Annotated in this window: 17 protein-coding genes; 6 read left to right on the top strand and 11 right to left on the bottom strand. The window is 57.8% G+C overall.

Translation table 11 applies throughout. From position 1 onward, the window contains the following. Positions 1 to 157: 157 nt before the first annotated feature. Positions 158 to 664 (bottom strand): phenolic acid decarboxylase, encoded by a 507-nt coding sequence (locus ACL2XM_RS04885; protein WP_413723143.1) that lies wholly within the window; start codon positions 662 to 664, stop codon positions 158 to 160. Between the two features lie 97 nt (positions 665 to 761). Between ACL2XM_RS04885 and ACL2XM_RS04880 the strand changes: the two genes are divergently transcribed. Further along, a complete protein-coding gene (locus ACL2XM_RS04880; protein ID WP_413732532.1) occupies positions 762 to 1652 on the top strand; it encodes a LysR family transcriptional regulator in 891 nt (296 codons plus the stop codon). Between the two features lie 42 nt (positions 1653 to 1694). Here the strand turns inward: ACL2XM_RS04880 and ACL2XM_RS04875 are convergent, their stop codons facing one another. The 5 genes from ACL2XM_RS04875 to ACL2XM_RS04855 form a co-directional block, all read right to left on the bottom strand. Next, positions 1695 to 2675: a LacI family DNA-binding transcriptional regulator gene (locus ACL2XM_RS04875; protein ID WP_413732531.1), complete on the bottom strand. Its 981-nt coding sequence runs from the start codon at positions 2673 to 2675 to the stop codon at positions 1695 to 1697. A 108-nt stretch (positions 2676 to 2783) separates the two neighbouring features. Then, positions 2784 to 3935: a Gfo/Idh/MocA family protein gene (locus tag ACL2XM_RS04870; protein ID WP_413732530.1), complete on the bottom strand. Its 1152-nt coding sequence runs from the start codon at positions 3933 to 3935 to the stop codon at positions 2784 to 2786. Next, entirely contained in the window at positions 3928 to 5001 is a 1074-nt protein-coding gene (locus ACL2XM_RS04865; RefSeq protein ID WP_413732529.1) for a sugar phosphate isomerase/epimerase family protein, read from the bottom strand. The genes ACL2XM_RS04870 and ACL2XM_RS04865 overlap by 8 nt, the downstream gene beginning before the upstream one ends. A 14-nt stretch (positions 5002 to 5015) precedes the next feature. Next, complete coding sequence (locus ACL2XM_RS04860) at positions 5016 to 6257, bottom strand: MFS transporter (RefSeq protein ID WP_413723148.1); 1242 nt, start codon at positions 6255 to 6257, stop codon at positions 5016 to 5018. Between the two features lie 137 nt (positions 6258 to 6394). Continuing rightward, entirely contained in the window at positions 6395 to 7027 is a 633-nt protein-coding gene (locus ACL2XM_RS04855; RefSeq protein WP_410014531.1) for a TetR family transcriptional regulator, read from the bottom strand. Between the two features lie 137 nt (positions 7028 to 7164). Here ACL2XM_RS04855 and ACL2XM_RS04850 point away from each other — a divergent pair, with 137 nt between their 5' ends. After that, the gene (locus tag ACL2XM_RS04850; RefSeq protein WP_413723149.1) at positions 7165 to 7824 is read left to right on the top strand and encodes an O-methyltransferase; all 660 of its coding nucleotides are present in this window, start codon (positions 7165 to 7167) and stop codon (positions 7822 to 7824) included. 94 nt (positions 7825 to 7918) lie between these two features. Next, the gene (locus tag ACL2XM_RS04845; protein WP_413732526.1) at positions 7919 to 9130 is read left to right on the top strand and encodes an MFS transporter; all 1212 of its coding nucleotides are present in this window, start codon (positions 7919 to 7921) and stop codon (positions 9128 to 9130) included. A 75-nt stretch (positions 9131 to 9205) separates the two neighbouring features. On the opposite strand, the gene ACL2XM_RS04840 is transcribed toward ACL2XM_RS04845, so the two are convergent. The 4 genes from ACL2XM_RS04840 to ACL2XM_RS04825 form a co-directional block, all read right to left on the bottom strand. Further along, positions 9206 to 9832: a TetR/AcrR family transcriptional regulator gene (locus tag ACL2XM_RS04840; protein WP_413732525.1), complete on the bottom strand. Its 627-nt coding sequence runs from the start codon at positions 9830 to 9832 to the stop codon at positions 9206 to 9208. A 108-nt stretch (positions 9833 to 9940) separates the two neighbouring features. Next, the gene (locus ACL2XM_RS04835) at positions 9941 to 11356 is read right to left on the bottom strand and encodes an efflux transporter outer membrane subunit (protein WP_413732523.1); all 1416 of its coding nucleotides are present in this window, start codon (positions 11354 to 11356) and stop codon (positions 9941 to 9943) included. Then, positions 11349 to 14486, bottom strand: a complete 3138-nt coding sequence (locus tag ACL2XM_RS04830) for an efflux RND transporter permease subunit (RefSeq protein WP_413732521.1) — start codon at positions 14484 to 14486, stop codon at positions 11349 to 11351. Before ACL2XM_RS04830 ends, ACL2XM_RS04835 begins: the two co-directional genes overlap by 8 nt. Positions 14487 to 14496: 10 nt before the next feature. Beyond that, positions 14497 to 15639 carry an efflux RND transporter periplasmic adaptor subunit gene (locus ACL2XM_RS04825; RefSeq protein WP_413723153.1) on the bottom strand — a complete coding sequence of 381 codons (1143 nt, stop codon included), beginning with the start codon at positions 15637 to 15639 and terminating at the stop codon, positions 14497 to 14499. A 423-nt stretch (positions 15640 to 16062) separates the two neighbouring features. On the opposite strand from ACL2XM_RS04825, the gene ACL2XM_RS04820 reads away from it, so the two are divergent. Both ACL2XM_RS04820 and ACL2XM_RS04815 read left to right on the top strand, forming a co-directional pair. Beyond that, the gene (locus ACL2XM_RS04820; protein WP_413732519.1) at positions 16063 to 16566 is read left to right on the top strand and encodes an Lrp/AsnC family transcriptional regulator; all 504 of its coding nucleotides are present in this window, start codon (positions 16063 to 16065) and stop codon (positions 16564 to 16566) included. 240 nt (positions 16567 to 16806) lie between these two features. Next, entirely contained in the window at positions 16807 to 17217 is a 411-nt protein-coding gene (locus ACL2XM_RS04815) for a DUF2000 family protein (protein ID WP_413732518.1), read from the top strand. Positions 17218 to 17241: 24 nt separating this feature from the next. Here ACL2XM_RS04815 and ACL2XM_RS04810 read toward each other — a convergent pair whose 3' ends face one another. Next, on the bottom strand, positions 17242 to 18837 hold the full coding sequence (locus tag ACL2XM_RS04810) for an MFS transporter (protein ID WP_413729886.1): 1596 nt from the start codon (positions 18835 to 18837) through the stop codon (positions 17242 to 17244). A gap of 281 nt (positions 18838 to 19118) precedes the next feature. Between ACL2XM_RS04810 and ACL2XM_RS04805 the strand changes: the two genes are divergently transcribed. Further along, the gene (locus ACL2XM_RS04805; protein WP_413731034.1) at positions 19119 to 19589 is read left to right on the top strand and encodes a cupin domain-containing protein; all 471 of its coding nucleotides are present in this window, start codon (positions 19119 to 19121) and stop codon (positions 19587 to 19589) included. Positions 19590 to 19665 lie beyond the last annotated feature (76 nt).

Raw genomic sequence — 19665 nt, 5'->3', positions numbered from 1 at the left:
GACGTATACACACCTTAATTCGACGGTATCGGCGTTTTGCCCGAATCCAGCGCTTGGGCCTACTATGCAGGTAGTATTTCGTTATTTCGCCAGCCGGATAGCGAGGAATAAGGACGCTATTTCTGCGTCCTTTCCGCAGGGTCTTATAGCGTCGCTATTACTTTAGATTTTCAGGAAAATGAGCCGGCAGTTCATCTGCCGCGCAATTTATTACCGTTTCGTTATCCGCGCCGCAATCGCGAATAAAGGTTATCGTCGCAAATTCGTCTATCACCTCCGTGGGATAGGCTGGGCCTTGTTCGCGTAGCAATGCCATTTCCTGGAGATGATCATTCTGAAAACAAACCGTTTTTTCGGGATGATCAATGACCCAGCGCGGGAAAAATATGGTGCCGTGAAAGATGTTATCTTCCAGATTGGCGATCAGGCTGACATCCGTGCCGGTGGGCTCTGTCCAGGATATTTTATAGACTTTATTGGCGACGCGAACGATAAACGCTTGCTGATCCCTCACCCAGCGATTCCCTACAATCCCGCTATGGATGCGATAGTCAAGAGTAGCGGCGTTTTTGACATAAATTTCATAATTCCAGCCATTATCATAGGTATACACTAAATGTTTGCCGACAAAACCGCTTAAATCGTTCTTATCAAAGGTATTCATACCCTTTTCCTCATCCGTTTTTTTATACTATAAACATTTTATTGTTAGATTAAAAAACGTATTATCAGAACATATTAAACGAAATTTTGGATTGGTTATGGCATTAAAAACCACCCTGGAGCAATGGGAATTATTACAATCCATTGTGCAAGAAGGCAGCTTTGCCAAGGCGGCCGAAAAATTCAACCGCAGCCAGTCGGCCATAAGTTATAAAGTCGGTTTATTGCAGGAACGCCTGGGGCTTCCCCTGTTGACCCTCAACGGGCGTAAAGCGGAGCTGACAAAGGAAGGCTTCTGCCTGCTTGAGCAGGCGAAACCCTTGTTGCGGTCGTTTTACGCGCTGGAAAAACGCGCCTTAATGCTAAAACAAGGCGACAAGATGCGCGTGCGCATGGCTGTTGACAGTATTTTCCCCAAACATCATCTCTTCGGGGCAATGCGCGCCTTTCAGCGCCAGTACCCGGCTATTTGCATCGACCTGATGGAAGTGCTTCGCAGCGAGACCACCGAGCAGCTGATAGCCCGCCAGGCGGATCTCTACCTGGTGACCTGGCGTGACGATCTGACGGCCAAAGGTAACAAACTTATTGAACTCACCTTTATGGCGGTGGCCAATGCGTCCCATCCGTTACTGTCGCAGCCCTACCCGATCATGGACAACGCCCTGGCCTCATGGCCGCGTATTGAACTGACCCATATCAGTCAGGATGCGCCGCCAAAAGAAGCCGTTTCCGTGACGGACAGTTGGACATTCACCACCATTGAATCCGCCATAGACGCGGTAGTCCATGGCATCGGCTATGGCTGGTTACCCGTTGAGCATATTAAAAAACAGCTTCAGTCCGGTGAACTTGTCCCCTTACCGCTGATGTATGGCCAGACACGCTCAACCGCCCTTTATCTGGTTATTGACGAAAACAGCAAGGTTTTTGATAACGAGATCAACGCGCTGGCCCGGCATCTCTCTTTTTATGCCTCGCAGTCATAGCCTATCCTGCCGCCCTACCTTAGCGGGTTATCGGGAGCAGGCTTAAGCACTGGCCCGCGCAATAAAATGCCAGTTCAACATGACGCGTTCCGCCGGCGCGTCCGGGTTATCAATTTTTTTAAGCAGCAGGGAAACGGCCTGGCGGCCTATTTCCCTCGACGGCTGCTCAATGGTGGTGAGCTGGGGCGACACCATCTCGGCCAGTTCAGAACCGTCGAAACCGACTACCGCGATATCGCGCGGAATGGACAGTCCGGCGGCTTCAATGGCACGCATGGCGCCCGCCGCCAGCGTATCGGATACGGCAAACACCGCATCCGGGCGCGGATCCGCATCCAGCAATGTTTCCATCGCCGCCTTGCCCGCCCTGCTGCTCAGGTCGCTGGCATACGCAATGGCTTCATAACCGGGAGCCTGCCGGCGCAGTATCGTTTTATAGCCCCGCTCCCTGAGCTGGGCATATTTGTAGCTGAGATCGTGATTGATAAGCGCAATACGGCGGCATCCGCGTTTCAGCAAATGCCGGACGGCATGCTCCGCCGCGTCGGTATCGTTGATACCGACGCAGGAAACGTTGCCGGCATCGGCATATTCCGCGCACTGTACCCACGGCGTCTGGCCAATCATGGCGCTGAGATCGGGCAAGGTTGAAAACGCATCCATGGTAATAATGCCATCGACCATTTTGCCCGAGAGCAATCCCAGGCTTGATTTTGACCGTTCGATGTCCGAATTCGAGTTGCATAGCAGGATACGGTAGCCGTTTTTTTCCGCTTCTTCTTCAATCCCTTTCACCACCACGGCACAGAAGGGATTGGCGATATTCGAGACCATCACCAGGATCATGGAGCTTCTGGCGGTTCTCAGTTGACGGGCCAGCAGGTTGGGCTGGTAGTTGCTGGCGCGGATAGCCGCCAAAACGCGCTCGCGGTTATGGACTTTCACGGTATCACTGTTATTCAGCACCCGGGACACCGTCGCCACCGAGACTCCCGCCAGTTTAGCTATTTTTTGAATCGACATTACGACAACACATCCTGCGGTCATCACCCTATTACCAGAGGCTACCACAGTTTACTTGCGGCATGAATCAAAGCCCGGCGTTTCTGTCTGCGCGCCGGGCGTCCGTTCTCAATCGGCGACGGTAACCCAGCCCTGCTGCCGGTGGCTTTGCACGATGGCATCAATAACGCGCATCACGCCGGCACCCTCATAAAAGGTGGCGAACGGGCTGCAGCCCTTCGCCGGCGCCCGGCCGTCGCGCACGGCGGTATAAAATTGCAGCATCATGTTCTTGAACGCATCCGGCCAGCCTTCAATGTGCCCTCCGGGGAAGTGCGCACTGTGCGCCACGTCGGCGTTCATCAGCCCCGGATCGTCGCAGAGCAACTGGTTGGCCGCCGTTCGATGCCCTATCCACAATTGCTGCGGCGTTTCCTGATCCCAGGCGACGGAAGCATCGCTGCCGTTCACCTCAAAACTCAGCCGGTTTTTTCTGCCCGCGCTGACCTGCGACACACTGAAACAGCCTTTGCTACCGTCGTCAAAGCGGAACAGGACAAACCCCATATCTTCCGTGGTAACCGGGCGGTCTTCGTAACGCGCGTCCTGTTGCCCGGCGGAAAACGTCGAATTGCCCCGCATATTGGCTTTACGCGTTGGCCAGACGGTGGATAAATCCGCCATGACCGCGGTAATCCGCCGGCCAGTGACAAACTGCACCGTGTCGCACCAGTGCGAGCCAATATCCGCCACGGCGCGGGAGCTGCCCCCAAGGGCGGCGTCCACGCGCCAGTTGTAATCGGTCTCCAGCAGCATCCAGTCCTGCAGGTAGCTACCGTGCGCCGAAAACAACCGGCCCAAGCGCCCGTGGCGCAGCATACTGGCGGCCTGCTGCACCATGGCGAACTGCCGGTAGACGAAACTGACGCCGTGCACCACCCCTGCCTGCTCGGCCATGGCGACCAGTTCGCGCGCCTCAAGGGCGGTCAGGCACAAGGGTTTTTCCGAAAAAACATGTTTGCCGGCGCGCAGGATTTTGCGGTTGATGTCGGCATGCAAATGGTTGGGCGTACAGTTATGCACCACATCGAGTCCAGGATGGGCCAGCAAGTCATCAATGTCGCCGTAAGCATAAGGAACATTCAGCTGCGCCGCTTTGGCCTTGGCGGCGGCCAGCGGCGTATCGCACAGCGCCACCACCTCGACAAATCCCAGCCGGCGGATGGCTTCAATATGGGCAGGGCCGATAAAACCCGTGCCGGCGATACCGACTTTAATCATGAGTAGCATCCTCCCCCAGCCCCAGCATACGGCGCGCGTCTGCGCGGTCCTCATTGCCGGCGGCAAAATCATCAAAAGCCCGGGCGGCGACCGGAATAATATGGCGGCGGATAAAGTCGCCGCCTTCACGGGCGCCGGTTTCGCCGTCCTTCAGGCAGCATTCCCATTCCAACACCGCCCAGCCGTCGAAGTCATACTGGGACAGCTTGCTGAATATTGCTTTAAAATCAATCTGACCGTCGCCCGGAGAGCGGAAACGCCCCGGCCTGTCCATCCAGTTCTGATAGCCGCCGTAAACACCGCTGCGCCCGCTGGCCGCAAATTCCGCATCCTTGACATGGAAGGCTTTGATGCGCGAGTGATACCGATCGATAAATGCCAGATAGTCCATATGCTGCAGGTGCAGATGGCTGGGATCGAAGAGGATGTTACAGCGCGGATGGTTATCCACCAGCGCCAGGAAACGTTCGAACGTGGCGCCGTCGTGCAGGTCCTCGCCCGGATGGATCTCAAAACATACATCAACCCCGTTCTGGTCAAAACAGTCCAGTATCGGCCGCCAGCGCAGCGCCAGTTCATTAAACGCCTCGTCCAGCAGCGTCTGGTTATGCGGCGGCCAGGGATAGAAATACGGCCAGGCCAGCGAGCCGGAAAAGGTGGCGTGCGCCGTTAATCCCAGCTTTGCGGACGCGGCGGCTGCCTGTTTCAACGCCTGGGTCGCCCATGCCCGGCGCGCCCCCGGGTTTCCCCTGACGGTAACAGGAGCAAAGCCATCGAACGCCAGGTCATAGGCGGGGTGGACGGCGATAAGCTGCCCCTCGAGGTGGGTGGAAAGCTCGCTAATGGTCAGTCCGTGGCCAGCCAGTGTTTCCAGGATTTCATCGCAATAGATCTGGCTGGCGGCGGCTTTTTCCAGGTCAAATATCGCCTTGTGGTTACAAGGGATCTGCAAGGCGGTATATCCCAGCGAGGCGGCCCACTGCGCCAGCCCGTCAAGCGTATTAAACGGGGGTTGCTTCCCGACAAACTGGGACAAAAAAATGCCCGGACCTTTAATCGTTTTCATTACATCTCCCAAACTCAAACATGCTCTGGCTCTTTATATTTAAAGTAAAAGAAGAAAATTACCGCGATAACGGCGGCGGACACCGCCGGGATCCACCAAAAGGTGACCCACGCCTGCGGCACTGTCTGTCCCGCCACCAGGCGGTTGTAAAGCGCGCCGGAAATCTGCGAACCCAGCAGCATGCCGATGCCATAGGTAAACATGACGATCATGCTCTGCGCCTGCCCTTTGACCTTTGCGCCGGCGACGCGGTCGGTATAGATAAAACCGACGACAAAGAAAAAGTCGTAACACACGCCGTGCAGCAAAATGCCGAGATACAGCAGGAACCGGCCTTCCTCACTGACGCCCAGCGCGAAAAAGGCGTAGCGGACGAACCAGGCCAGCATGCCTATCAGCAGCATGTATTTGACGCCCAGCCGGCGGAATAGCAGGGGAATAACCAGCATAAAAAAGATTTCAGACATCTGGCCGAAGGACATGGCGGTGCTGACATCGCTGATGCCGACATCGGCAAGATATGACGCCGTATAGGCATAGTAGGTGCCCAGCGGTACGGAAATCAGCATGGCGCAGAGCGAAAACACAAAGAAATGGCGGATTTTCAGCAGCGCGAACGCATCGGCGCAGAACAGATCGCGCAGCGCCAGCGGCTGCCCTTTGGCCGGTGCCGGCGTATGGGGCAACGTCAGGCTGTAAACCGCCAGCAATACCGAGCAGATGCCCGCCACCCAGAAAATATTCACGCTGGCCGACACGCCGGTAACACCAATGAATATGCCCGCGACAATCCAACCGATGGTGCCGAATACGCGCACCACCGGGAAGCTTTTATCGACATTTTTCAGGCTGTGGAAGGCAATATTGTTGCCCAACGCCAGCGTCGGCATAAAACAGAGCGTATAGCCGAACAGCAGGGCAATAAGCAGCGTGCCGTTGCCATCGATCAATGCCTGCGGCACGAACCAGAGGATCGCCGCGCCGGCCAGATTCATCACCGCCATGACTTTCTGGGAAGCAAAAAAGCGATCGACCAGCATGCCCAGCACAAACGGGGACAAAATCGAAGCGATGGGCCCCGCCGAGAACGCGTCGCCAATCAGCAACGACATATTGTGATGCGCCATCACCAGCCCCAGGGTAACCGACCAACTTCCCCAGATAAAAAATTGTAAAAACATCATCAGGGACAGCCGCGGTATCAGGAACCGATGCTGTACTTGGCTGACTTCACTGCTTTCCAGTGTTGACATCATGAGTTGCCTCGCCTTAAAAAGTAATCGATTACAAAACGTGTTTGCACGAAAGTAATCGATTACAAATTAATTATCCCGCTCTTTATAACAAATTTGCGATTTGAATCACGATAAAACCCCGGTTAAAAACGCCCGGTTCAACGATGGCCAATCCCTTCGAGATAGGCGCAGAACATATCCGCCATGGCGTCGGAATAGGCGGTGATCTCGGCGGCGGTACGGGGACCCGCGGAAAAATGTTTCCCCACGGTACTGAGGGTCGTCATGATCAGGTCGCTTGCCAATGCCCGGGTTGTTAGCGACGCGTTGGGCAGCACCTCCCGCATAAAGGCTTGCACAGTCTGGTCGATCGCCGCCTGGGCCTCATGCGCCTCGGGGACATCCCGATAGAGGGGTGCGGCATCATTGAGCGCCACGCGCATCTCGGCCTCCTCGCATTCGGAGCGAATAAAGGCGTGCACTAATATGCGCAAACGCTCCAGCGGCGGTGTCCCGCCATCGTCAAGGATGCGCCGCAGTAATTCCGTAGTTTGCCGCCATTCATCGCTTTGGAGACGAAAAAGGATCGACGCCTTATTCGGGAAATACTGATACACCGATCCAATGCTCACACCGGCCCTTTCGGCAACCCGCGCGGTGGTGAACCGCGGCGCGCCCTCTTCCTTTAAAACCTGAGTAGCCGCTTCGAGAATCGCGGCCACAAGCTCTGCCGAACGCGCCTGCTGGGGTATTTTTCGTGAGGAAATCTGCGGGTTTCGGCGATGGGTCATGGGGGCCCTGGCAACGTGAAGGTGAACGCGAATAGGAAACATGACGAATTAGTCGTATTCTAAAACGCGAGTAATTACTCATATTATCCGGCCGCCGCAAGGCGGTCAACATCAGCCCTCCACTATCGGACACTTTTATGATCACCACACTCTCCACCGCTCCGCTGGCTCCCCTGCTGGATCGCCTGTTCAAACAGGCGGACGAGGCGCGCAGTCCGGCCTGGGCGGCAATGGCGCACGAAGAACGCGAACGCTTTATGCACAGCAAGACTGACTATCTCGCGCTCTATGGGCACCTGAAAGACCTCTGGCTGCCGGTCTCGCGCGAAACCGGCACGCTTCTTTATATGCTGGCGCGCAGCGCCAATGCACGCACCATCGTGGAGTTCGGCACGTCGTTCGGCATCTCGACTTTATACCTGGCGGCGGCGCTGCGCGACAACGGCGGCGGCCGGCTTATCACCAGCGAGTTTGAACCGTCTAAGCTGGCGCAGGCGCGCGCGAATCTGACCGCCGGCGGGCTGATCGACCTGGTGGAGATCAGGGCCGGCGACGCGCTCAAAACGCTGGCCGCCGATCTGCCCCCGTCCATCGACCTGCTGTTGCTGGATGGCGCCAAGTCGCTCTATAGCGACATCCTTAACCTGGTCGAAAAGCGGCTGCGGCCGGGGGCGCTCATCGTCGCCGACAATACCGACTACAGCCCCGATTATCTGGCGCGCGTGCGCTCGCCCGCCGGGGGCTACCTGTCCACGCCATTCGCCCAAGACGTGGAATTGTCCATCAAACTCGGTTGAGCATGACTTCCCATGTTTTTCATTCAGGCGATGCCATTACGCCAATATTCATTACCGGCGCCACGGGGTGGCGCTTTGCGGGGATTAATGCATTATGACTGATACGCTTAAGCGGGATCCCGCGCAGAAACGCCTCATGCTGCTGATGGCGATCTTGTTTGTTTCCTATTTGTGCGTGGCCATTCCTCTCCCGGTCATTCCCGTATTCGTGACCGGGAAACTGGGGTTCGGCAATGTTTACGCAGGTCTCGGCGTTGGCGTCGCCTTCCTGTCGACGGTATTGACCCGCGGCTATGCCGGCAACCTGGCCGACCGCCGTGGCGCCAGGTATGCGGTCAGGATGGGGCTGGGCTTTTATACGTGCGGGGCGCTCATTTCGTCGGGGGCGGGATTTTTGCCCTACGCCCCCTGGCTTGCGTATCTGGTTCTTATCGCGGGCCGGTTGTTGGTCGGCCTGGGCGAAAGCCTGGCCGGCGTCGGCATTATCCTATGGGGGGTGGGTTTGGTGGGGCCCGCGCGTTCAGGCCAGGTACTGGCCCTGGTCGGCGCCGCCATTTACGGCGCCCTGGCCGTCGGCGGCCCGGTGGGACTGGCGCTGCTGAAATGGTTTGGCTTTTCCAGCACCATGGCTGTGAGCGCGCTGCTCTGCGCCCTGGGCCTGCTGGCGATCTGGCGCATGGCCGGCGTCGCCCCGTCTGCGCACGGCAAACGCCCCGCCTTTACGAACGTGCTCGGCAGAATCTGGCTGCATGGGGTGGTCGTTTGCCTTCAAGGCATTGGATTTGCCGCTATCGGCGCGTTCTTCGCCCTCTATTTCCTGCATCAGGAATGGCATTACGCCGGGCTGGGCCTGACGGCTTTCGGCTGCGGATTCGTCCTGGTCCGCGTGCTATTTGGCCATCTGCCCGATCGCATGGGCGGCCTTCCCGTGGCGCTTGGATCGCTGGCAATCGAAGCCATCGGCCAGATTCTTATCTGGAGCGCGCACGATCCCTCCCTCGCCCTTGCCGGCGCATTCCTTACCGGACTCGGGTGCTCATTGGTCTTTCCGGCCATGGGGCGTGAAGTGGTCCATCTCGTGGAGCCGCATCTGCGCGGCAGCGCCATGGCCGGGTATGCGGCCTTCCAGGATCTCGCCTATGGCTTGACGGGGCCTGTGGCGGGATTTCTGGCGGACCGCGCCGGCTACGGCAGCCTATTTCTGGTCGGCGGGATTGCGGCGGCGATGGGCTTTTTCATCGCGCTTTATCTCTATCGCGCCAATACCGCCGTAGCTGCGCGCAACCCCCGCGCGTCGGGAGATTGACCACGTCAGCGCGTGCGCGGGTTCTCCCGGCGCATTCGCCTACGGGCCTCCCAGGCCCTGTTGCTTGCAAATGCATTACTCGGGCGCGGTTTCGGGCCTGGCGGGAAACACCGCCGAGAAGAGGTTCAGATAGATTTGCTGCAAACCCTTATGCGTGGTTTGCCGCTGCTGTGTCAAGATACGCAGCATGGTTCCCTCGGTGAGCACCGCCATCAGCTCCGCCAGACTGGCGGCGGCGTCATGGCTCATCTGCGGATAGGCCTGCATTAGCATCTTGCAGCCCTCCCGGAAGAGTACGGCATCAACATCCAGCAGAATGCGGGCAATACGCGGATTGCGCGTCGCTTCCGCCGAGACCTCCAGCATCAGCGCCTGGTTGATTTCCGTCTCATCGCCATCCAAAAGCCGGTGATCCGCCAGCGCTGAAGCCATATGTTCCAGGTTGTTATCGTTATCAAGCATGAGTTGCACCCGATGCTTGACGATACGATGCGCGATTTCTTCGATAATCGCCTCTTTATTGGTGAAATACCGGTATATCTGGCCGACGCTCAACTGGGATTGCGCCGCGATTTCAGCCATACCGGCGCCATGGAAACCGTGTTTACGAAAGCATAGGCGGGCGGCGGCAATAATCTGATCGCGCCGATCCGCAATTTTCTGTTGCCTGTCGGGCACCAGGGGTTTGTTTTTAGTTGCCATCAGATCTTAATCCTTTACCGGGGCCAGCAATAAATCTAGCGGTAAGCCGGTCTAAAAGGCAATCGCCAGGCACCGATGATAGCGGACGGATGGCGTTGACCGCCAGGGCTACTGTTTCCATCCGCCGCCCAGGACTTTGTAAAGGGTGATCTGTTGCTGCAGCAAATCCAGCTGCGTCGTGATTTGCGACTGTTGCGCGCTATAAAGCGAACGCTGAGCCACCAGCACAGACAGATAATTATCCACACCCTGGCGATAACGCATATTCGACGCATCGTAGTTTCGCTGGTTGGCCGCGGTATTCAGCGAACGGGCGTCCAGTTCGTCCTGATAGGTCGACTGGCCGGCCAGGGCGTCCGAGACTTCTTTAAACGCGGTTTGGATGGATTTTTCATAATTCGCCACCTCGATTTTTTGCGAGGTTTTAGCGATATCCAGATTGGCCCGGTTCACGCCGCCATCAAAAATCGGCAGGGTGATTGTCGGCACAAACGACCAGGCCGCGGTCCCTCCTTCCAGCAAATGCCCCAGGCTGCTGCTTGAGGATCCGCCCGCCGCCGTCAGGCTGATGCTTGGGAAAAATGCCGCCCGCGCCGCGCCGATATTGGCGTTAGCCGCTTTCAGGGTATGTTCGGCGGCAATAATATCCGGCCGCCGCGTCAGCAAATCGGACGGCAGGCCGGCCGGTGTCGCCGGGAAACGCCACTCTTTATTCAGGCGGGCATGCTCGGCCAGACCGGCGGGCAGCCCGGTTCCGGCCAGCAGGCGCAGCGCATTGATATCCTGCCGTACCTGGCGGGTATATTGCGCCACATCGGCCTGGGCGCTGCGCACCGTGGTTTCCGCTTGCGCCAAATCCTGCGAGGTGCTGACGCCGGCATCATAGCTGCGTTTGGTCAAATCATAGGATTGTTGCTGGCTGGCGGCGGTCTGTTGCGCCAACAGTAATAATTCATTGTCCGAACACAATGTCAAATATCCCGTCGCCACTTCGGCAATCAGGCTGATTTGCGTCGCCTGCTGCGTCGCCTCGGTCGACAGATAGCTTTCCAGACTTTTGTCGCGCAGACTGCGCACCCGGCCGAAAAAATCCATCTCCCAGGAAGTGACGCCCAGGCTGGCATCGTATTGATGGTAGGTTACCGGCCCGGAGCTTTGGGTCGAATACAGGTTCCCCGGCAAATGTTCCGCCGTTTGACTGGCGGACAAATCTACCGTGGGCAGCAGCGCGGCCCGGTCGATATGGAATTGCGCGCGCGCCGTCTCGACATTCAACGCCGCCACCCGCAAATCGCGGTTATTGGCTAACGCCAGGCCGATCAGCTGATGCATGGCCGGGTCGGTAAAGAATGTTTGCCAGCGGATATCCGCGCCGTCCGCCGCCTTGCCGCGCTGGCCGGCGGCGTCCCAGTCCGCGGCCACCGGCATTGCCGGCCGGTGGTACGCCGGCTGCAAGGTACAGCCGGCCAGCGCCAGGGAAATCATAACAGGCACAAGAGCCGGAACCAGATAACGTTTATTCATGAGAGGTCGCCTCGGACTGCGATGCTTTTTTGTTTTTACGGGTGAACAGGTTGACCACGACGACATAAAACATCGGCACAAAAAAGATGGCCAGGAAGGTAGCGGTAAGCATGCCGCCCACCACGGCGGTGCCAATGGAATGTTGACTGCCCGATCCGGCGCCATGGGAAATCGTCAATGGCAAGACGCCGAGGATAAACGCCATCGAGGTCATGATAATGGGGCGGATCCGCAGCCTGGCCGCGTCAATGGCAGACTCGACCAGATCTTTGCCCTGCTTTTCATGCAGCTCTTTGGCGAACTCCACAATCAGGATGGCGTTCTTCGCCGCCAGCCCGACCGTGGTCAGCAGCCCGACCTGGAAAAAGACATCGTTTTGTAATCCGCGCAGCAATACCGCGCCGATGGTGCCCAACACGCCAAGCGGTACCACCAGCAGCACCGAAAAAGGTATGGACCAGCTCTCATACAAGGCGGCGAGGCAAAGGAATACCACCAGCACCGAAAGGCTGTACAGGGCCGGCGTCTGCGAGCCGGACAATTGTTCTTCATAAGACAGTCCGTGCCACTGCACGCTGAAGCCCTGCGGCAATTTGGCGGCGATGTCATTGACCGCCTTAACCGCGGCGCCCGAACTCAACCCGCTTGCCGGCGATCCCATAATCTCCACCGCCGAGACGCCGTTGAAACGTTCATAGCGGGGTGAGCCATAGATCCATTTACCGCTGCCGAAAGCCGAGAACGGTACCATCTGGCCGCTGCCGTTGCGGAAATACCATTTATCCAGATCTTCCGGGGTCACGCGCGATGAGGCGTTGCCCTGGATGTAGACCTGCTTGACGCGGTCCTCATACATAAACTGGTTTACATAGGTGGAACCCCAGGCGGCGGACAGCGTATCGTTGATATCGTCCAGGTTCAGGCCCAGCGCGCTGGCGCGCTCGTCATCAATAAGCAGCTGGTACTGCGGTTCGTCCTCCATCCCGTTGGGACGTACCGCCGTCAGGCGTTTATCCTGCGCGGCCAGTTGCAGGAACTGATTACGCGCCGCCATCAGGGCGTCATGGCCTTTGCCGGCGTTATCCTGCAGGTAGAAGTCAAAACCGGTCGCGTTGCCCAGCTCCATCACCGCCGGTGGGATCAGCGCAAAGGCCTTACCGTCTTTTAACGTGGCGAAGTGCTGCATGGCGCGGCCGGCCAGCGCCTGCACCGACAGGTTGCTGCCGCCGCGCTCGCTCCAGTCCTTGAGCTTGACAAACGCCATGGCGCTGTTCTGCCCGCGGCCGGAAAAGCTGAAGCCGTTGGCGGCGAATACCGAGCTCACCGAGGCGGATTCCTTGTCCAGCAGATAGTTTTCCATATCCATCAGGACCTGCTGGGTGCGCAGCGCCGAGGCGTTGGCCGGCAGGGTCACCTGCATCATCATCACGCCCTGGTCTTCGTCCGGCAGAAAGGACCCGGGAACACGGGTAAACAAATAACCGGTGGCCGCCACAATAAGCAGGTAAACCAGCATAAATACCCCGCGCCGTGAGATAACGCCGCCGACATAGCGGGTGTAATGCACGGTGCCCGAATCAAATTTGCGGTTGAACCAGCCGGAGAAACCGCGCTGCGATCGCTCTCCCGCCGAGGCCCTGAGCAGGGTGGCGCATAATGCCGGCGTGAAAATCAGCGCCATCAGCACCGACAACGCCATGGCCGAAACAATGGTGATGGAGAACTGGCGATAAATAATCCCGGTTGAGCCGCTGAAAAAAGCCATCGGGACCAGCACCGCCGCCAGCACCAGGGCGATGCCAAACAACGCGCCCTGAATTTGCGCCATGGATTTGATGGTGGCGTCTTTCGGCCCGAGCTTTTCTTCGGACATGACCCGCTCGACGTTTTCCACCACCACGATGGCGTCATCCACCAGCAAGCCTATCGCCAGCACCATACCGAACATGGTCAGCGTATTGATCGAGTACCCAAAGGCCGCCAGTATGCCAAACGTACCAAGCAGGACCACGGGCACCACCATGGTGGTGATGAGCGTGGCGCGCAGATTTTGTAAAAACAGCAGCATGACGCAGAACACCAGCACAATGGCTTCAAACAAGGTTTTGACCACCTCTTCTATCGAGGCGCTGACCACCGGCGAGGTTTCGTACGGGTATTCGATCCTGACGTTGTCCGGCAGGGAAGACTGCAGACCGGCGATGGTGGCTTTGACCGCTTTGGCGGTATCCAGCACATTGGCGCCGCTGGCCAGCCTTAACGCCATCCCGGATGAAGGCTTGCCGTTAAAGGTTGACGAAATACTGTAATCTTCCGGCCCCAAATCAATTTTGGCGACATCGCGTAAGCGCACCTGCGAGCCATCGGTATTCACCTTAAGCAGGATATCTTCAAACTGTTTCACGCTTTCCAGGCGGGTTTTACCGATAATCGTGGCGCTGAATTTGGCATTCTTTACCGAAGGCAGCCCCCCCAGTTTACCGGAAGAAATTTGCACGTTTTGCCGGGTAATGGCGGTACTGACGTCGCTTGGGATCAAGGAATATTGATACAATTTGGCCGGGTCCAGCCAGATACGCATGGCGTATTCGGAACCCATCACCATAAAGTCGCCCACCCCTTTGGTACGGGCGATGGGGTCTTCCAGCTTGGACACCAGGAGATTGGCCAGATCGGAATCGCTCAATTTGCCGTCTTGCGAAATCAGGCTCACCACCATCATGAAATTGGCCTGATATTTAGCGACCCTCAGCCCTTGGGTGGTCACCTCGGTGGGCAATTGCGACTCCGCCAGCGAAACCTTGTTTTGTACCTGTACCTGCGCGGTATCCGGATCGGTGCCTTGATCGAAGGTCGCGATAATGGTGGCGCTGCCGTCGCTGTTACTTTGCGATTCAAGGTAACGGAGGTTGTCCAGGCCGTTCATTTGCTGTTCGATAACCTGCACCACGGTTTTTTGCGTGGTTTCCGCGCTTGCGCCAGGATAGGTCACGGAAACCGAAATAGCCGGAGGCGCGATATTAGGGTATTGATTGATCGATAAAGACAAGATGGACAAGCCGCCCGCCAGCATAATGACGATGGCGATGACCCAGGCAAAAATGGGACGTTCGATAAAAAACTTCGACATCTGGTTTCCCCTATTGTGCCGACGGATCGGTCATCGAAGAGTTGTTGCTGCCCGTTGAGGCGACGGCGTTCCGGCGTTCGCTGGCGTTAACCTTGATACCGGCGCGGATATTCTGGAGCCCGTCGGTAACGACTCTTTCACCGGCCTGCAGCCCCTGCACCACCAGCCACTCCCCGTCGATCATTTCGCCGGTGGCGACAGTGCGTTGTTCGATGGTGTCATCGGTTTTCACCACATAGACGTAAGGTTTACCTTTGACGTCATGGCCGACCGCTTCCTGGGGAATAAGAATACCCTGCTCCTGCACGCCCTGGCGCAGGACCGCATGCACAAACATCCCCGGCAGCAGTTCGTTATGCGGGTTGGGGAACGATGCCCGCAGGGTTACCGATCCCGTCCCCTCATCCACCGTCACTTCAGAAAACTCCAGCTTGCCCTCATGTTGATAGATGCTGCCGTCTTCTAGGGTCAGTTGTACCGCCGCGGCGTTATCGCCGGCCGATTTCAGATGGCCCTGCGCCAGCGCCCGGCGCAAACGCAAAAGATCCTGAGAGGATTCGCTGATATCGACGTACATCGGATCCAGCTGTTGGATGGTGGTCAGATAGCTCGTTTGCCCGCTGGTCACCAAAGCGCCCTCGGTGTATATCGACCGGCCGATATGGCCGGAAATCGGCGCCTTGACCTGGGTGTAATTCAGATTGACCCGCGCGGTTTCCACATCAGCGGCCGCTTCTTTGGCGGCGGCGACCGCATCGTCGTAAACCTGGCCGCTGACGGCGTGGGCTTCCGACAGCGGCTTGTAGCGTTTGGCCAGCGCAGCGGCGTTGGTGAACGTCGCCTGCGCCTTATCATAGGCGGCCTGATACGTGGCGGGGTCGATCTGATATAACGGCTGGCCGGCCTTCACCTCGGCACCCTCGGTGAAAAGCCGCTTCAGGATAATGCCGTCGACCTGCGGCCGGACCTCCGCGCCCTTTACCGCCGTGGTCCTGCCGGGTAATTGGGTGGTGAGTGTTACCGGCTGGGTATGTAGCGTGACAATACTGACTTGCGGTATGGCGGCTGGTTGTCCGGCCGTTGGCGAGGTCGAGTCATCACAGCCGGCAATCAACAAAAACATACTGATAATCAGTAATTTTGGATGCGTCATCGGTTCACTCTTTCAATCGTTATGTTTTGAGAACAATCATTCTCAGAAAGAGTGGATATTACCCTAACGCCGGCCGCGATAACGTAAGGCTTGCGTTAACAATAATGTCAAATTGAATCGCAAAAACACCTTTTTTGCCGTTATGGTATGCCAGGAGGATTAATATCATGGCAAGGAGACGTTTATTTTCGCTGTTTGCCTTGGGGAATATTCAAGCGCACTCATCGAGGCAAAATCTGCCGCCGGCTGTATTAACGATCAACAAGAATAAAGCAGCCGGCATAACGTAACAAAACGGCCAATACCGATAACACGCGGGATGTGGCATTAATATGAGACGGGGTCACTTGCAATGACTTTATCTCATTCCCCGGGTGTTTTATGATGCCGAACCAGCGTCAATACTTTCGAGGGTGGAAGCACGTGAGCAAAAGCAAACAGACCGCAAGAAGCGCCTTTTCCCGCCTTGACGCGGCGAATCGCAAGCTCCTCGCCCTGCTGTCGGAGGACGCAACGAGAAGTTACGCCGAGCTGGGCCAGTTAATGCATTTGTCGCCGCCCGCCATCCACGAGCGGGCCAAGCGTCTAAGACAGGATGGCGTCATCAAAGGCACCGTCGCCCTCTTGGACGGCAAAAAGCTAGGCCGCCCCTTGCTTGCTTTCGTGCACGTTGACACCAAAAACTGGACAAGTACCCGCCGGATTCTAGAATTTCGCGCCTTTAATGAAGTCGAGGAAATCCACACGGTCACCGGGGAAAGCGCTATCCTGCTCAAGGTCCGCACGCAAGATACTCAGTCCCTGGAGGCATTGCTTGGCAAGATTCATGAAATAGAGGGCGTGTCTTCCACGCATAGCCATATCGCCCTCTCTACCTACCTGGAACGCGGCCCGAGCCCGTTAACGGATGGCGACGACGCGGATTGAAAAAATTGCCGCCGCATTTCCCTGCGTTTTTTTTCAGGCCTGTTCCCAAAGTGCATACAGGCTATTAGGGCTGAAGAATATTCAGGATTTCATGGTCCGGCAAGACACTTAAACAGATGTGCTGCGAACCGCGTTCGTATTTTCGCGCCTCTCGCCTTATACACTTCCTAGCGCCGAATATTATGTGAGAAAATTATATTACCGCAGAATAATGTTCAACCAGCGATAGTGAATGACGATATGGTACCTCTGACCAAGACCGCGATAATACTTTTGGATCCCCTCCCGCTCTGGAAAAAACTGAACGTCACGGCTTTTCTGGCGACAGGCATTGGCGATGCCTCCCCCGAGGCCATGAGCGATATATATATCGATGCGGATGAGCGGCAATATACCCGACTGTTCGGGCAACCTATAGTCGTATTTTCGGCTTCGCAGGATACGCTGTTACGCGCGCTGCGGGTTGGTCAGGAGAGGGGCCTGACGTGTTCCGCCTATGTGAACGCTATGTTTGATCAATCCCATGGCGAGGAAGGGCGCAGGGTTTTTCGCGCCGAGCACGCGCACAGGCCGGATTTAGTGGGGCTTGCCGTGCGTGGCCCGCGCAAGGATGTCGATAAGGCAATCAAAGGCGCCCGGCTCCATCCGTAAGCACGGGTAAAAATACCGCCGGTGTCACGGGTTCGATGACCGCGTCAATTCCGCCGTGCGTCCCGCGCCCCGCAATGCGATAAAGATGACGATGGCGGTTATTGCCGCGATTGCCGAAAGCACGTCGAGCAGGAGGCTGAACACGCTCTGGTAAATTGCGGTCAGGGCCTCAGGGGAAGACGCGTTGAGGGCGGCATTCGCCCCTGCCAAATCGCCGCCTGCCAGGCGCTGCGCGGCTGCGCTGGCCGATGATGGCGCCTCCGGCAGTAAAGAATCAAACCGGGGGATAAGCAACGCCACAAGCAGCGCGTTTACCATCGCGAGCGCGATGCCTTCACCCGCCACGCGGGTGGTGTTGAAGATGCCCGTCGCCATGCCGGCGCGTTCGCGCGGCACGACGCTGAGGGCGAGCCCGTCCATCAGCCCCCAGGGAAGACTGATGCCGATGCCGATCAGCAGGAGCGGAGCAATCAGCGCCGGGCCGGCCTCGCCGCCCGCCCAGCGGCCCAGCCATAAGAGACCGCAGGCCGACAGCATCAGCCCTGTTCCGCACAGCGCAGCGGAGGATAACCATCGCGTGAGCAGGCCCGCGATGAGCGGCAGGACCAGGAGCGGACCGCAAAGCGCCATCATGATCCATCCGACCTTCAGTTCACTCATGCCATTGATGCCGACGAGCCGGATGGGAAGCAGCACCAGCAGGACCACAAAAGCGTAAGCCGGCGCCGCGGCCAGCAGTTGTACAGCGACGAAACGCGGAATACGGAACAGCGACAGGTCGAGCATCGGCCGCCGCGCGGAGGTTTCTACCAGGACAAAAACGGCGCCGAGGAGCAATGCGCCGGCCAAAGACACAATGACCGGCATAGCCAGCCAGCCGGCCGCCGGCGCGACCAAAATGCCGTTGGTAAGGAAAGCCAGCGCGGCGGTGAAGCTGACGGCGCCTTTCCAGTCGAGGCCTGCGGCGTCGGGATCGCGCGATTCGCGCACCACGCCGGTGCCAAGAAGGAACGCCGCGCCGGCAAGGACCGCCGCCAGGAAAAAGATTGAGCGCCAGCCGAAGATAGCAATCATAAGCCCTGAACTTATCGGCCCGAAGGCCAGGCCGATGCCGAAACTCGTGCCGACCACGCTGAAAGCCCTGATGGCGCCGGGGCCGGTGAATTCTTGCGCCAGCGCCGCCATCACGCCGGAGAACGCTAACGCCGACGCGACGCCCTGGGCGGCGCGCAGCAAATCGGCGGTGAACAGGTTTGGCGAGAAGGCAAGCGCGGCCGAAACGATGCACAGGGCGCAGGACCCGCAAAGGAAGATCTTCTTTCGTCCAAAGGTGTCGGCGAGCGCTCCGGCAGCCATCAGGCAGCTGCCGAAGGCGAGCATGAAGGCATTGGAGATCCAGGCGAGTTCCAGCGAACTGCCTTCCAGCGCCCGGCCGAGCGTCGGAATGGCCACGGCCGGCCCGGTGAAGGCGAGCGGGTTCGCCACCGCGATAAGGCAGGCAGACAGGAGTACGCAGGCCTTGCGCAACGCGCCGCCTGAAGTCTGGTTAGTGTTCAAATAAACCTCATTGATGATTTCAGCGTGCCTTAACGGCGGCGCTGCCGCATAAAATAATGCCATGGAGCTTACGCGATATATTGGCGAATAGGTGTCGCCACAGCGGCGACACCTATGATGCAAGGACGGGGGGCTGGCGAGGAAAGGGAATGTAGGACTGATATCACTTATGAGCATGATGAATAAGTCCTATGAATAATGGTCCCATTGTCATTAATCATCTTTGCCTTATGCTGGCGGTGGCATCCTCGAAAAAGGATTCTCGCTTTTCCCAGCCTTATTCACATCATAATGACCAGCAGGCTGGTCATTATCGTCGGGCATCTATGCTGGAGAAAATAGTCATAAATCGACTGATGATATCCGCCTTACCGTTGGCGCTACCTCCGTCGGCCACTTTTGCTGAGGAAACATCCATGATTGATATTACCAGACACGGCTCCACGCCCGCCGCCAGCGGTCCGGAGAGCTATTTTACCGGCACGGTACGTATCGACGCGCCATTCCAGGCCACGCCGCCCGCGCGCGTGGGGGGCGCGACCGTCACGTTCCAGCCCGGGGCCCGCACGGCCTGGCATACGCATCCGCTGGGCCAGACGCTGATTGTCACCGCAGGCCAGGGGTGGGTGCAGGAATGGGGGAAGCCGGCCCAGGTCATGAATAAGGGCGATATCATCTGGATACGGCCCGGCGTTAAGCACTGGCACGGTGCGTCGGCCACCTCCGCCATGTCGCATCTCGCCATTGCCGAGTCCCTGGACGGCAAAGCCGTCGACTGGCTGGAAAAAGTCACCGACGAGCAGTATCAGCAGTAAGCCCCGCCATACTATGGCTCGCCTCCCGGCGCGCCATGGCAATACGCGCCCCACGCCTGCCTTGCGATTCTGCTGC

This window comes from Sodalis sp. RH20, assembly GCF_047324205.1.
GTDB lineage: Bacteria > Pseudomonadota > Gammaproteobacteria > Enterobacterales > Enterobacteriaceae > Acerihabitans.
Note: the sequence above shows the minus strand (reverse complement) of the source record. Positions and strands in the feature narration are given on the sequence as shown.

Bases quoted from the DNA above. Each gene is read 5' to 3' on its own strand.
- ACL2XM_RS04885 (WP_413723143.1), bottom strand. From the start codon at position 664: ATGAATACCTTTGATAAGAACGATTTAAGCGGTTTTGTCGGCAAACAT.
- ACL2XM_RS04880 (WP_413732532.1), top strand. From the start codon at position 762: ATGGCATTAAAAACCACCCTGGAGCAATGGGAATTATTACAATCCATT.
- ACL2XM_RS04875 (WP_413732531.1), bottom strand. From the start codon at position 2,675: ATGTCGATTCAAAAAATAGCTAAACTGGCGGGAGTCTCGGTGGCGACG.
- ACL2XM_RS04870 (WP_413732530.1), bottom strand. From the start codon at position 3,935: ATGATTAAAGTCGGTATCGCCGGCACGGGTTTTATCGGCCCTGCCCAT.
- ACL2XM_RS04865 (WP_413732529.1), bottom strand. From the start codon at position 5,001: ATGAAAACGATTAAAGGTCCGGGCATTTTTTTGTCCCAGTTTGTCGGG.
- ACL2XM_RS04860 (WP_413723148.1), bottom strand. From the start codon at position 6,257: ATGATGTCAACACTGGAAAGCAGTGAAGTCAGCCAAGTACAGCATCGG.
- ACL2XM_RS04855 (WP_410014531.1), bottom strand. From the start codon at position 7,027: ATGACCCATCGCCGAAACCCGCAGATTTCCTCACGAAAAATACCCCAG.
- ACL2XM_RS04850 (WP_413723149.1), top strand. From the start codon at position 7,165: ATGATCACCACACTCTCCACCGCTCCGCTGGCTCCCCTGCTGGATCGC.
- ACL2XM_RS04845 (WP_413732526.1), top strand. From the start codon at position 7,919: ATGACTGATACGCTTAAGCGGGATCCCGCGCAGAAACGCCTCATGCTG.
- ACL2XM_RS04840 (WP_413732525.1), bottom strand. From the start codon at position 9,832: ATGGCAACTAAAAACAAACCCCTGGTGCCCGACAGGCAACAGAAAATT.
- ACL2XM_RS04835 (WP_413732523.1), bottom strand. From the start codon at position 11,356: ATGAATAAACGTTATCTGGTTCCGGCTCTTGTGCCTGTTATGATTTCC.
- ACL2XM_RS04830 (WP_413732521.1), bottom strand. From the start codon at position 14,486: ATGTCGAAGTTTTTTATCGAACGTCCCATTTTTGCCTGGGTCATCGCC.
- ACL2XM_RS04825 (WP_413723153.1), bottom strand. From the start codon at position 15,639: ATGACGCATCCAAAATTACTGATTATCAGTATGTTTTTGTTGATTGCC.
- ACL2XM_RS04815 (WP_413732518.1), top strand. From the start codon at position 16,807: ATGGTACCTCTGACCAAGACCGCGATAATACTTTTGGATCCCCTCCCG.
- ACL2XM_RS04810 (WP_413729886.1), bottom strand. From the start codon at position 18,837: ATGGCATTATTTTATGCGGCAGCGCCGCCGTTAAGGCACGCTGAAATC.